The sequence below is a fragment of the Streptomyces nogalater genome (genome assembly GCF_039532885.1).
Taxonomy (GTDB): domain Bacteria; phylum Actinomycetota; class Actinomycetes; order Streptomycetales; family Streptomycetaceae; genus Streptomyces; species Streptomyces nogalater.
Window position 1 is genome coordinate 73,149 of record NZ_BAAASM010000043.1, and the last position, 13,518, is coordinate 86,666.

11 protein-coding genes are annotated in these 13,518 nt (G+C 70.9%); 5 read left to right on the plus strand and 6 right to left on the minus strand.

The window, feature by feature from the left end:
- Positions 1-49 precede the first annotated feature (49 nt).
- The 6 genes from ABD350_RS27340 to ABD350_RS27365 all read right to left on the minus strand — a co-directional run bounded on the left by ABD350_RS27340 (position 50) and on the right by ABD350_RS27365 (position 8,673).
- Positions 50-1,060: an NAD-dependent epimerase/dehydratase family protein gene (locus ABD350_RS27340; protein WP_344351234.1), complete on the minus strand. Its 1,011-nt coding sequence runs from the start codon at positions 1,058-1,060 to the stop codon at positions 50-52.
- Between the two features lie 71 nt (positions 1,061-1,131).
- Entirely contained in the window at positions 1,132-1,845 is a 714-nt protein-coding gene (locus ABD350_RS27345; protein WP_344351147.1) for a lysophospholipid acyltransferase family protein, read from the minus strand.
- Between the two features lie 930 nt (positions 1,846-2,775).
- Positions 2,776-3,369 (minus strand): NADPH-dependent FMN reductase, encoded by a 594-nt coding sequence (locus ABD350_RS27350; protein ID WP_344351150.1) that lies wholly within the window; start codon positions 3,367-3,369, stop codon positions 2,776-2,778.
- A gap of 151 nt (positions 3,370-3,520) precedes the next feature.
- Positions 3,521-4,990 (minus strand): MFS transporter, encoded by a 1,470-nt coding sequence (locus ABD350_RS27355; RefSeq protein WP_344351153.1) that lies wholly within the window; start codon positions 4,988-4,990, stop codon positions 3,521-3,523.
- A 591-nt stretch (positions 4,991-5,581) separates the two neighbouring features.
- Positions 5,582-7,351 (minus strand): S9 family peptidase, encoded by a 1,770-nt coding sequence (locus ABD350_RS27360; protein ID WP_344351156.1) that lies wholly within the window; start codon positions 7,349-7,351, stop codon positions 5,582-5,584.
- Positions 7,348-8,673 (minus strand): M20/M25/M40 family metallo-hydrolase, encoded by a 1,326-nt coding sequence (locus tag ABD350_RS27365; RefSeq protein WP_344351158.1) that lies wholly within the window; start codon positions 8,671-8,673, stop codon positions 7,348-7,350. The genes ABD350_RS27360 and ABD350_RS27365 overlap by 4 nt, the downstream gene beginning before the upstream one ends.
- An 83-nt stretch (positions 8,674-8,756) precedes the next feature.
- Between ABD350_RS27365 and ABD350_RS27370 the strand changes: the two genes are divergently transcribed.
- The 5 genes from ABD350_RS27370 to ABD350_RS27390 all read left to right on the plus strand — a co-directional run bounded on the left by ABD350_RS27370 (position 8,757) and on the right by ABD350_RS27390 (position 13,450).
- On the plus strand, positions 8,757-9,293 hold the full coding sequence (locus ABD350_RS27370) for a winged helix-turn-helix domain-containing protein (RefSeq protein ID WP_344351161.1): 537 nt from the start codon (positions 8,757-8,759) through the stop codon (positions 9,291-9,293).
- Between the two features lie 250 nt (positions 9,294-9,543).
- Positions 9,544-10,215, plus strand: a complete 672-nt coding sequence (locus ABD350_RS27375) for an SDR family oxidoreductase (protein ID WP_344351163.1) — start codon at positions 9,544-9,546, stop codon at positions 10,213-10,215.
- A 388-nt stretch (positions 10,216-10,603) separates the two neighbouring features.
- On the plus strand, positions 10,604-11,965 hold the full coding sequence (locus tag ABD350_RS27380; RefSeq protein WP_344351165.1) for a helix-turn-helix domain-containing protein: 1,362 nt from the start codon (positions 10,604-10,606) through the stop codon (positions 11,963-11,965).
- Positions 11,962-12,780 (plus strand): class I SAM-dependent methyltransferase, encoded by an 819-nt coding sequence (locus ABD350_RS27385; protein ID WP_344351167.1) that lies wholly within the window; start codon positions 11,962-11,964, stop codon positions 12,778-12,780. Before ABD350_RS27380 ends, ABD350_RS27385 begins: the two co-directional genes overlap by 4 nt.
- A gap of 7 nt (positions 12,781-12,787) precedes the next feature.
- Complete coding sequence (locus ABD350_RS27390; protein WP_344351170.1) at positions 12,788-13,450, plus strand: O-methyltransferase; 663 nt, start codon at positions 12,788-12,790, stop codon at positions 13,448-13,450.
- Positions 13,451-13,518 lie beyond the last annotated feature (68 nt).

Here is a 13,518-nt window from a genome sequence, read left to right on the forward strand (position 1 = left end):
ACACCAGCACACCGACCAGGGGCGGCCGGAATGTCCGGCCGCCCCTCGGTCATGCCGCGTACCAGGCGTCCTCCGCCGCGTAGTCGAACAGGTCCGGATACGCCCGCGCGAGCAGCGGAAACTCCTCCCGCCAGTCCCGCCCGCGCACGCGCCCGGCCAGCCACTCCACCGTCCCCGGCAGGCTCTGCTCGTACGACACCACCGGACGGTAGCCCAGCTCCCGCTCCGCGGCGGACATGTCGCACACCACCGGCACCGGCACCGACCAGGGAGTACGGCCCACCGAGCCCTCCGGCGCACCGTCGAGACACACCGTCCGGGTCTCGGCCCCCATCACGGCGTCGACCGCCGCCCCGATCGCGGCGACCGTCGGCGCCTCGGGGTCACAGGCGTTGAGCACCCGCGTTCCCGGCCGGGCCGCCGCCAGCCGCACCAGCTCGGCGATGGTGCGGGTGCTCGACGGATGGAACCGGCTCTCGCCCCGGTACGCCAGTACCCGCCGCCTGCGGCCGTCCAGGTTCCGCTTGACGAAGTACAGCTCGCGCGGCAGCGGGCTGAACGGCCCGTGCACCGCGCCCGCCCGCAGCACCGTGACCGGGAACGTGTCACCGGCGGCGAGGAGTACGGACTCCAGCGCGGCCTTGCGGGTGCTGTAGGTGTCATCGCCCGGGGCGACCGTCGGCTGGGTCTCGGGGACCGGCACCGGATAGACCGGGAAGCCGTCCGGCTCGTCCTGGGTGTCGAAGCCCCGCCCGGCGCCGTCCTCGTACACGGCCACGCTGGAGATCACCACCGCCGAGCCGATCCGGTCCGCCAGCGATGTCACCTGCCGGGCGTGCCCGGCGTCGTAGGCGACCACGTCGACCAGCAGCTCGCAGCCGTCGCCCACCAGTGCGGCCAGGGCGTCGCCGTCGGCGCGGTCCAGCCGGGCCGTGCGCACCCCCTCGCCCCAGTCCGCGTCCCGGCCCCCGCCGCGCGAGGCCGCCGTCACCGCCCAGCCGTCCCGGGCCAGCGCGTCCACCACCGGGCGGCCGATCTGTCCGGTCGCCCCGATCACCACTGCTCTCCTCATACGGCGAGCCTAGGCACCCTCGTCGCCGCCGGTGCGGCTCTTCTGCCGACGGCAGAGGGTCAGCCGCGCGGCATCCGGCGCGGCCCGCGCCCTGCCGCCGCCTGCCGCTCCTTGACGACGGCCGCGTACTCGTCGACGTACTCCTGCCCGGACAGGGTCAGGATCGCGTAGACGATCTCGTCGGTGACCGCCCGCAGCACCGCCTTCTCCCGCTCCATGCCCGCATAGCGGGAGAAGTCCAGGGGCTGGCCGAAGCGGATGGTCACCGGGCGGATCCTCGGTACGACCCGGCCGGGCGGCTGGGCCTCGAACGTGCCGATCATCGCGCAGGGCACCACCGGCACCCCCGCCGTCAGCGCCATCACGGCGACCCCGACCTTGCCCTTGTACAGCCTGCCGTCGTGCGACCGCGTGCCCTCCGGATAGATGCCGAGCAGCTCTCCCCGGCGCAGCACCCCGAGGCCCTCGCGGATCGCCGTCCGCCCTGCCTCCTTTCCGGAGCGGTCCACCGGGATCTGCCCGGCGCCGCGGAAGAAGAACGCGGTGAGCCGGCCCTTCAGCCCCGGGCCGGTGAAGTACTCGGCCTTCGCGAGGAAGGTGATGCGGCGTTTCAGCACCGCCGGCATCAGAAAGTGGTCGGAGAACGACAGATGATTGCCCGCAATGATCGCCGGCCCCGAGGCGGGCACCTGCTCCAGCCCCTCGATCCGGGGCCGGAAGACCAGTCTGAGCAGCGGGCCCAGCAGCACGTACTTGAGGAGGTTGTAGAACACGACTCGGCTCCTAATCCACCGGCTCCGGTTGGAAGCGGCATTTCCCCGGCTCGACGCGGGCATGGCGAGGACGTGCTGACTGTGCACCTGCCGTCATCCGCAGCCGGGTCCAGGCGCGCTCATACCGACTTCTTGCCGAGTTGCTTGACGGTATGTCAGAGGCGGCGGCGCGGTGCGTACACCCGGCCGGTGCGGAGGTCGCGTCCAACGGGCCGAACGTGTGCGGGCCGTCCGCGTGACAGCCGTCCGATCCGGGAATGCCGCGCCCCCGCCCTGATCGTCGGACCGGGGGCCGGCCAGGCCCAGGCCGCCCCGCTGCCGGGCGGGCTCGCCCCCTGCGTCCCGGGGGACTGCCCGGACCCGTTCCCGGGCATCAACAACGGCCCCTTCGCCGGCCGGGACAACGCATCAACATCTTCGCCGGCAACGACTTCCTCGTCCGGCGAAGGTCCGCCGAGGCGGAGGGCCGGGTCCTCCTCCTGGACGACTTCGACATGGCCAAGGACACCGGCGGCAGCGCCGTCTACAACGTCGGCATCGTCGGCGCCAGTGCTACGCCCGTGTGGACGGGGGCGCCCCGGCCGGCCATGGGTACGGCGGTGAACCAGGGCTACCAGACGCTGTTCACGGGTGACGGCACCTCCGCGATCCAGGTGTGCAACGTCGACTTTCGACCTGACCGGCTCCGGCGGGGCCAGCAGGGGATCGCCTTCGCGAACATCCCGGACGACGCGGCGATCCTGGTCGACCTCGTCGGCACCAACCGGGTCGTCAACACCTGCAGCGGCGGTATCGCCGAGACGCTCGCCCGGAGCCTATCCGTCGGCCGGCACCGCACAGTCACACCCAAGCGACCCGCAGCCCGCTGCCTCCGTACGGGTCACGCGGGCAACGTCTCCGGGGCTGCCACGCCGCGAACGGCGGCAACGGTCACCGGGCGCTTTCCGGTCCGGACGCGGCCAGGACGCGCATCGTGGCGAACTCGACGACCTGCGCCGCTATTTCCTCCAGCTGTCCTTGGACGTGGGTGTCCTCGCAGGCGCCGGCGGGCGAGAAGCGTGCTGTCGACGTGTTGATCGCCGCGCCCAGCGGTGTGGGCCAGCCGCGCAGCGCGTGGGTCACGTCGCGCAGCGCGGCCAGTGTGGAGACGGCGCCCTGCCAGCCATGGGCGACCGCCACGCATCCGACGGCCCGTTCACTCAAGTAGGGCCGTGTGTCCTCGCGTAGTTCCTCGACGTGGTCCAGGGCGTTCTTCACCAGGCCGGAGATCCCGCCGTGATAGGCGGGGCTGGCGAGGACGAGGCCGTCGGCGCCGGCTATGGCGGACAGGAGCCGACGGGCCTGCGGGGCACTGGCGCCGAGCCGGGGGTCGTACAGCGGCATGGCCAGTGAGGGGCCGCTGATCAGTTGCACTGACGCGCCGCGTTTCTGCGCCGCGTCCAGTACCGTCCGCAGGGCCTGCTCGGCGGTTGATTCGGGCCGGCTCGAACCGCCGACACCGACCACGTTCACGATCCGGTGCACTGGGGTTGCGCCTCCTTCTCTCTGGGGTGTCCGGGGGTGTGTGCGGTACTCGTGTCGGGCGAGCGGCTCCGGATGAGAAAAAGGTGATTCCACCCGTGCGCGGTGAACACGGACACGGAGTGGAATCATCTCTGCTTCTCAGGTCAGGAGGTCAGGCGGTGGACGTCACGCCGTCCTGCCTCTCGGGCTCCTCGGCGGCCGGAGCGGCCGGGCTCCGCCTGAAGTTCATCACGACCAGCACGATCAGCACGATGCCGACCACGGTGGCCCACATGGCGGAGCGCACACCCTCGGCGGTGGCGACGCGCAGAGCCTCACCGGTCAGTCCTTCGTGACCGGAGTTGGCGACCGCCACCAGCACGGCGAGGCCGACCGCGGCACCGACCTGCTGGCCGGTCGAGGCGACACCCGAGGCGATGCCCTGCTCCTGTTCCGCGACCCCGGTGGTCGCCGCCGCGTACATCGCGGTGAACACGGTGCCCTGACCGAGGCTGAGGATGAGTACACCCGGTACCAGCTCCAGGTAGGAACCGGTCCGCGAGACGGACAAGGCGAAGGCCACGGTGCCGGCGACACCGAGGAGGAGCGCGCCGGTCAGCGTGGCGCGCACCCCGAAGCGGGTGGCCAGCTTCCCGCCGGACAGGTTGCCGATGAGCACCCCCACACACGGCAGGAGGAAGGCGATACCGCTCTTCGTCGCCGAGTAGCCGTGCACGGTCTGCCAGTAGAGGGTGTAGAAGTAGGGCAGCGCACCGAACGTCCCCATGAAGATGAAGGTGACGACGGTCCCGGTGCTCAGGTTGCGATTGCGGAACAGGCGAAGCGGTAACAGCGGGTCGCGGCCGCGGCCTTCGATGGTGACGAACGCGGCGAGCACGGCCACCGCGACGGCCGCGGTGATCAGGATCGTCGGCGAGGTCCAGCCCGACACCGGTCCCTGGACGAGGGTGAACACCAGCAGCGTCGAACCGACGGTCGCGGTCAGCGCACCGGGCAGGTCGAACTTGCGCCCGGAGGCCGTCCGGTCGGCGTCCTTCGGGATGATGGCGAACGCGAGCAGCATGGCACCGCCGGCGAGCGGGACGTTGGCGAAGAAGATCGACGCCCAGCCGAACGCGCCCGTCAGCACGCCGCCGAGCAGCGAGCCGAGGATCATGCCGCTGCCGCCCGCACCGCCCCAGATCGCCAGTGCGCGGTTGCGCTCAGGGCCTTCGGCGAAGGTCGTGGTGACCAGGGAGAGCGTGGAGGGAGCGAGGAAGGCGCCGCCGATACCCTGCACCGCACGCGCGACGATCAGGGTCGTCGGGTCGCCCGCGAGTCCTCCGACAAGCGAGGAGACCGCGTACAGGAACAGGCCGAAGATGAACATCCGGCGGCGTCCGAACAGGTCTGCCGCCCGGCCGCCGAGCAGCAGGAAGCCGCCGAAGGCGACGGCGTAGGCGCTGACGACCCACTGGAGGGTCTGGGCGGAGAAGCCGATGCCGGTACGGATCTCGGGCAGTGCCACGAAGACGATGCTGTAGTCGATCGCGTAGATGCACTGGGCAAAAGCCAGCAGTGCCAGGATCCAGCCGAGGCGTCGGCGGGATGGCGCCTCCGCGCCGGCGACTGCAGGAGACATTTTCTGTGCCGTCCCTTCAGGGTTTTTCGGGTGCTGGTCGGTAACGCGGGGCGTAGGACGGGCCGGTGGCGATCGACAGCGCCTGGGCGGTCGTGCTCCCGCCGGTCGGGTGGAATGTCGCAGATGACTGGTTCGGTGCTCGTGCCGTGTCTCATGGCGTGCGCCGTCGGGGGTGGAGCCACCGGTCGGCCGGCCTTCTTCGGTGATCCGCTCGGTAAGGCGCCGGGTGGCCGGCTGCGGCAGCTTCGGGGTGGTGCGGTCGACGGCCGAGCGGTCCGCCGAACCGGGCGGTGCTCGCATCGGTGGATCCGTGGGTGCGCGGATGCCCGGTGAGCCGGGACAGCGCGGTGCCGGGCGTGATCCTCCCGTTTCCGCGGGATCCGGCGAAGGATATTTTCATGAATGCGTGTGCCCCGTCAGTCGTTTTCAGGTCAGGGTGTGGCCCCGCCGGTTGTCCCGGCGGCCGGTTCGGAATTCGCGGTTCCTGCCCTGCGCGGCGTTTTCTTCCCCATCCGGGAAGACCGGATTCCTTCGCTCCGCTGCGTTCGCGGAAAAAAACCTCCCCGTCGGGGTTCGGCACTCCGGTTACTGTTATTCGGCAGCCTTTTCCGGGGGATTCGAGCACGGTGCGAGGTGATCGCGGAACCACTGCACGACAGCGGTGTCGAGTCGGTCCCGTTCGTCTCGGTCGTCCGGAAGATGACCGCGGGAGAGCCGGATAAACCGGACGGTCTTGCCCAGTCCGGTCAGCGTCTCGTACAGCTGCTCGGTGCCGTTGATGACGACTGTGGTGTCACCTTCCGCGTGTGCCAGCAGCAGCGGCGCCCGGATGTCGGCCGCATAGGTCAGGGGACTCGCCGCCTTCAGCCTCGCCAGGTCCTTCGGGTCGTCGACGTCCCCGATCCACTCCACGACCCGCCGGCTCCACGTGGGCGGCAGGGCCCGGACGTCCGTTTCGAGGTCCGCCGGCCCGCAGATCACGACACCGGCCCGCCAGTGGTGCGGCAGCCTCGTCAGACAGCTGAGCGCCGCGAACCCGCCGTAGGACATCCCGTGGACACCGAGCCGATCGCCGTCCACCCAGTCCAGGCTCCGCAGAAACCGTGCGGCGGCGTCGAAGTCGGTCAGGTCGCCGCCTCCCCAGTCCCGGTAGATCAGCCGCTGGTAGGCCAGTCCCCGTCCGGTCGACCCGCGCACGTTCGGTGCCAGCACGGCCATTCCGGCGCGTACCAACCGCTGGATCAACGGGTCGTGGACCGGCAGCGCGGCCCACTCCGGACCGCCGTGGATGGTCAGCACCGCGGGGACGGGGCCGGCCGTCGAACGCGGGCGGTACAGCAGCCCGGATATCTCCAGCCCGTCCGCCGCGGTGAACCAGACCGTCTCCGGCACCACGAGGTCGTCGGGCAGCCCGTCGCTGAAGTCGGTGAGCCGGTCCGTCTCGCCGGTCGCCAGGTCCACCAGGCAGAACTCGGTCGCCCGGTCGGGGGCGCCGACCTGTACGAGCAGACGGTCTCCGGCGAACCGCGGCACGAAACCGTCGTAACCGAACGGCTGGGAGGCGAATCCGGGCAACGCGACCGTGGTCCGCGATGTGCACAGCATCGTGCGCTGGTCCCGGGGCACGGTCCAGACGACCTGCCGACCCACGATCACGTTCTCCACATCGGCGTCCGGCGTGGCGATCCACTCCAGCGGCCGGCCGGGCACGAGCAGGGCGACACCGAGGAAGTCACGGCCCTCGGTGGTGCACACGTAGATCCCGTCCTCGGTCCACCCGCCCGGCTGGTACTTCGCCGGGCCCTCGTGCGGGGTGAGGTGCCGGGTGCGGCCGGTCGTGAGATCGCAGGCGAACAGGTCCTGGTCGGTGTTCTGATGGAATCTCAGGACGAGCAGGTGCCTGGAGTCCGGTGAGAAACACATCGGCACATACCGGTCGTCGCCCTCCAGGACCATCCTGGACGCGCCGGTCGTCAGGTCCCGTACGTAGACGTCGAGGCAGGTGGCGTCGCGGGCGTTGGTCGCGTACGCGAGCAGGCGGCCGTCCGGGCTGTACGGCCGGCTCCCGCTGGAGTACGGCACGCCTATCTCGCGTCTGACACCGGGTTCGCCGGCTATCCACTCCACCTCGCCGGTGAGCGGATCGATCTCGGCCAGCCGGTAGTCCTGGCCGCCGGTCACGTCCGCCACGGCGAGGAGGCGACTCTCGTCGGGCCGCCACGCCAGCCGGGTGACCGCACCGTCGACCGGGAACATCAGCCGCTCGCCCGACCAGGTCTGGAACCACGGCTGCGGCCGGCCGGACTCGTCGCTGACGTACGCGAAGCCCTCCTTCGCGGGCCAGGCACCCCATACGGTCATGCGTGGGCCGCCAATGCGAGCTGGATCGTCGCCGCGGCGACGATCCCATGGCGGAACCGGTCGAGGTCGAGGTTTTCGTCGGCCGCGTGGTTGGCCTCGTCGGCGTTGGCCAGCGGCACGCCGTAACAGGGGCACGAGAGCCCCTCGCTGAGCACGGCCATCGGCAGGCTCCCGCCGAGCGAGGGGACCAGCAGCGGCCGTCGCCCGTGCACGTCCTCGACCGCCTGGACGATCGTTGCCGTATAAGGGGTCTCGGGCAGCGTGGTGGACGGTGCCATCGCCGCACCGGCCCTGAACTCGACATCGGGGGCGTACCGCGCGACGTGCCGCCGGATGGCGTCGGCGACCTGGTCGGGCGTCTGGCCGTCGACCAACCGGGCCTCGCATCGGGCGATGGCGACGTCGGGGATCACCGCGCGGTGGTCGCCGGAGTCCTCGCAGCTCAACGAGTTCACGGTCAGCGTGGGCAGGGTCAGGCGGGTACGGAATCCCAGCCAGGGCGGCGGCTCCAGACCGTCCGCCCCGATCGCTTCGAGTGTTTTCGCCACGTCCACCGGGAAGTCGTCCAGCGCGGCACGCTGACCGTCGCTCAGCGGCGCGACGTCGTCGGCGAAGCCGGCCACGGTCACGGTCCCGTCCGCCGACCGCATGGTGGCCAGCAGCTGCACCAGCGCCCACGCCGGATTCGGCGCGACCCCGCCCCAGTTCCCCGAGTGCAACGGCCGGCTCGCGCCTCGCGCGCGCAGTTCGAACATCAGGATGCCGCGCACGCCGAGGACCACGCACTCGCGGCCCGACTCGTGCACGGGCCCGTCGCTCCAGATCACCAGGTCGGGCTGACCGACCTGGCGTACGGCCGCGGCCAGGTTGGGGCTGCCGATCTCCTCCTCACCGTCGAGTAACACCGTGACCCGGCAGGGAAATCCGCCGGTCAGGTCCCGCAGGGCACGCAGCCCCAGCAGGTGCGCGAGGTGCTGCCCCTTGTTGTCGCCCGTGCCGCGCCCGTACATCCGGCCGTCACGGACCGACGGCACGAACGGCGGTGTCGTCCACAGTTCGAGCGGCCCGGCCGGCTGCACGTCGTAGTGACCGTAGATCAGCACGTGCGGTCCGGGCCCGTCCGCCGTCCCCACCAGCGCGGGCCAGCCACCGGTTGCCACTTCGCGGGCCTCAAGGCCCGAGGCGCGTAACAGCCTAAGACCGTGGGCCGCGGCCTCGGCCATGCCCTCGCCGGTCCGGCTCACACTCGGCCGGGAGATCCAGTCCGCCAGCTCGTCATCCAGGTCCTGGGCGCTCACCCAGTCCCGGAGCTGCTTGATCACAGACCCTCCAACCGATTGCACAGAATGAAATCGATGGCAGTCAAGCAAACCGGCACCGGCCTTGGCAAGGTACAGTCCCGGATGTGGAAGCGTCGATCGAAGATCTCAAAGCACTCGGGCACCCGGTCCGCTGGCGGATCCTGCGGCTGTGTCTGGACCGCGCGTTCACCAACAAGGAGCTGTCGGTCGAGCTCGACCTCGCTCCCGCGACCACCCTGCGTCACGTCCGCGCCTTGGTGAAGACCGATTTCCTGGTCGCCGAACCGGTGTGCGCCGGTGAGAACGGCGCACTGCAACGGCCCTATCGCGCGACCGCGCGCACCCGGGGCCTGATCATCCCGCCCGACGACTCCGGTCTGGCCCAGCAGGTCGACCTGGCCGTGCTCGGCGCCCACCGCACCGAACTGATAGCGGCGGGCAAGGACTCCGGCCGTGGCGCCAAGCGGGGCGTACTGCGGTTGCGGCCCGAGTCCGTGCAGTCGCTCCAGCGCCGGATCCAGGAGCTGATCGCCGAATACCCCGACGAACCCGACGGTGAGCCGCTGAGCTACCTGTGGTCCCTCGCCGCCCGGCCCCAGACCGACCTCGATCCCCGGGAGAGCGAGGGAGAGGCCGATTGACCAATAGGTGCGAGCGGTGCTTCACTCATTAGCCATTCGAGTGACGCCCCCGGAGTCGCCATGGCGGCCGGCAGGACGAAGCCATCAGTTGCTTGTCGGATGCTGCCGGAAATCGCACGTCAATGAACGGGCCGGGTAAGTCTCCAGCACTGATCATGCGGCACGGCACACGTTTGACGGGGCAGTTCTGCTCGCCCGCGGCATCGCATCCGGGGAAACCCGACGTTCCCATTCCGGAAAAGGGTATCGAATGAAGATTGTCATCGCCGGCGGCCACGGCAAGGTCGCCCTGCGGTTGACCCGGCGCCTGGCCGAACGCGGCGATTCCGTCGTGGGCATCGTGCGCAACCCCCGCCACGTCGACGACATCGGGAAGGTGGGCGGCGAGGCCGTCGTGCTCGACCTTGAGCGCGCGACGGTGGACGAGGTGGCCGCCGTCCTGGCCGGCGCGGACGCCGTCGTCTTCTCGGCCGGCTCGGGCAACAGCGCCACCGCCGCACGACGCGACAAGATGGACCGGGCCGCTGTCGTACTCGTCATGGACGCGGCGGAACAGGCGGATGTACGACGGTTCCTGCACGTCAGCTCCATCAACGTGGGCTGTGCCGACGAGCGCGGCATCGGTGAGGGGTACTCCGTCTACCTGCGGGCCAAGCACGCCGCCGAACAGCACATCTTCGCCCGGACCGAGCTCGACTGGACGGTACTGCGGCCCGGCGTGCTCACCGACGGCGACGGCGACGGCACCGTCGAACTCACCGTCGGGAACAGGGTCGGGCCCAAGCGCGCCAGGTTCGACCAAGTCGCCAGGGAGGACGTCGCCGCCGTACTCGTGGCGCTCATCGACCGGCCCGACACCGCCGGCCGCATCTACGTGGTGGTCGGCGGCGGGACTCCCGTCGAGAAGGCGATCACCGTCTAGGACGCGTCCCGTGGGCCACGGTCGTGCGACCGGGGATGGGGTGGGGACCCCGGCGGCACGGCAGGACTGAGCGAACAACAGGCGCGGTTCGGGCGTCCCGCGTCGCATGCGCATCTTCAGGGAGCGATTCAGGACGCCGCCACGAGGGTGACGTCACCGCGTTCCGCCCGGACGACCGGGCGGGGCGGTACGTCCTGCACGCACGCACGGTCCGATTCCGGACAGTGGGCTCAGCACGAAGGGTCTCCTTTCACGACTCGGGGGGTTATTTGTTGTGCAGTCACTTGCCAAGGTCAGACCGACGGCCAGAGCCGGCGTCATGGTCGTCGGCAACAGCGCCGCCGACACGTCTCCAGCGAACGAACCGGCCGATTACCGATTAGGTTCCGTGACGTTGGGCTCCGTCGCGGTGGCCGATCCGCCGCCCCGCCGGCCACCGGCCACGGCCCCGACGGAGCGCTGCACCCACTGGGCCGTGACCGCGGCCGCCCTACCCTGCTGGGCGGCGGGCAGCGTCGAGGCAGCGCACCTGGAGCCGGATCACGCCGGCGGCCCGGTACCCGAGGCACCCGGGCTCGGCCTGCTGCTGTTGATGCTGGACGGCTGCACCCGCGCGGCACCGGCCGCATACGAGAAGGTGCTGCGCGACCGGCACGTGCCCGACGGGGCGATACGGCCGGCGGTGACCACCGTGGTCGTCGCGGCCAGCCCGGCCCACTGGTACGACCGGACATCGCCGGCCGTCGACCGGCCCGGCCCGGGGCGGCCCTGGTTCGCCGAGATCGGCTACGCGCACTGCTTCACCCTGCTGATGGCCGGCCAGGTGCGGCACGCGTCCCGGAGAGCGGCGAACGGGTACCGCGACGAGGTGGCCGCCGGGAACTCGGCAGCGGCCGACGGCTGGCTGGCGCTGCGCGGCCAGGTCGCCAACGTGGCCACCGCCATCGCCGACGCGGAGACCGCTTCGCGCCTGTTCGACGGCGGCAACTCGCGTCTCGTGCTGGCGCCGGGCCCGGCCGAGCTCGCCGTGTCCGGCGACGAGGCCGGCCCGCGACAGCCCCGGCAGCCCGCCGACCGGGCCTCCGAGAGCCGCCCGTACCTCCCGTGGTCGACCCTGAGCCAGGCGTGGATCACGGCGGCCGACGGAAACACCACTCTCGCCGCCAGGCAGGCACTGTCCGCGGCCGACACCGCCAGGGCCCTGGGCCAGTACGCCGTCGAAGCGACGGCCAGCTACGACGTGGCCCGTCTGGGCAGTCCGCACGCCGTACGGCACCGCCTCGCCGCGCTCACCGGCCTGGTGCCGGGGCCGGTCGTGCCGGCCATGGCCGGTGCCGCGGCCGCGTTGGCCCGCTCCGATCCCGCGGGCCTGGACGTCGCCACGGCGAGGTTCAACGAACTCGGGATGGACCTGCTCGCCGCGGAGACCGCCACCGCCGCGGCCGCACTACGGCACACCTCCACGCCCTCCAGCACGATCGCGTGTCCGACCGCGACCACCCCGCTGTTACAGCTCACCACCCCGCTGGTCGACCTCACCAGCCGCGAGCGGGACGTCGCGCTGCTGGCCGCCAACGGATTCACCAGCCCCGCCATCGGACACCGGCTGGGACTGTCCGCCCGAACCGTCGACAACCACCTGGGCCGTGCCTACCAGAAGCTCGGAGTGACCAGCCGCCGCGATCTGGCCCCGCTGATCGTCGCCGACCGCTTTGAACCGCCCGTACCCGCCGAAGGGAAACAGCGATGACCTCCATGAGCGACCTCGACAAGATATCGGCCAACAGAGAGGGCTTCAATCTGCGAGCACGGGCGCACATGCAGTCCTCGTACTACGACGTCGAGAAGTTCAAGCAGGGGTACAACATGCTGCGCAGGCTGGAACAGGAGGAGCTGGGCGACGTCCGCGACCGGTCCCTGCTGGAACTGCAGTGCCACATAGGCGTCAACTCGCTCTCGCTCGCCCGCATGGGCGCGCGGGTCACCGGCACCGACATCTCGGACGAGGCGATCGACATCGCCCGCGAGCTCGCCGGGGAGCTCGATCTGGACGCGAGCTTCGTCCAGGCGAACCTCTACGACCTGCCGAAGGTGCTCGACGGTGAGTTCGACATGGTGTTCACCGGATACGGCACCCTCTCGTTCCTGCCCGACATCACCGGCTGGGCCAAGGTGGCGGCGCGGTACGTCAAGCCGGGCGGCACCCTCACGGTCGTGGAGATCCACCCGATGCTCACCCTCTTCAGCGATGTCGGCGGGGAACTGCGGGTGGCCCGCTCCCTGTTCCAGTCCCGGCAGGTGCACCACGAGATGTCCAGGACCTACGCCGACCGGATCGACGACGAGGTGGAGGTGGAGAAGCACAGCCTGTACGGCTGGCGGTGGAGCGTGGAGGAGGTGCTGAACGCACTCATCGGCGCCGGCCTGACCATCGAGCGCGTCCGCGAGGTCCCCTACGACGCGCGGCAGCGGCTGCCGTTGATGGAGCCCGACGGAGACCACAACTGGCGGATCCCGGGCGACCCGATCCCGCTGTCGTTCTCCTGCACCGCCAGGCGGCGGTGAGCCCGGCATGGCAGACCAGATCGTGGCGACACCGGAGATCCGCGAGTACGTCCGCGCCGTGTCCCTGCGGGAGGACCCCATCCTGGCCGGACTCAGAGAGGAGACCGCGGGGCTGCCGGGCGGCTCGGCCATGCAGGTCATGGCCGAGGAAGGCCAGCTGCTGGCGCTCCTCGTCGGCCTGTCCGGTGCCGGATCGGTGCTGGAGATCGGCACCTTCACCGGCTACAGCACGCTGTGCATGGCACGTGCGCTGCCACCGGGCGGCACGGTGGTCACCCTCGACCTCAACGGGCGCTGGCCGGCGATCGGCGCCGCGTACTGGCAGCGCGCCGGGGTCGCCGACCGCATAGACGTCCGCATCGGTGACGCGACGCGGACGCTCGCCGCCCTCGCCGACGAGCAGGGCGGCGGCAGTTTCGACCTGGTGTTCATCGACGCGGACAAGGCCAACTACGGGGCGTACTACGAGGCCGCGCTCCACCTCGTACGGCCGAAGGGGCTGGTGGTCATCGACAACACGCTCTTCTTCGGCCGAGTGGTCGACCCGGACAGCCACGACCCGGACACCGCCGCGGTCCGGGCGCTCAACGCGTCGCTGCGCGACGATCCGCGCGTGGATGTCTCGATGCTCACGATGGCCGACGGGATCACCCTCGCCCGCAAGAGGTGACTGCCAGGCCGTGAACGGGGCGGCGGTGGGCACATGGTGCCCGCCGCCGCCCCGTTCACGGCCGAACT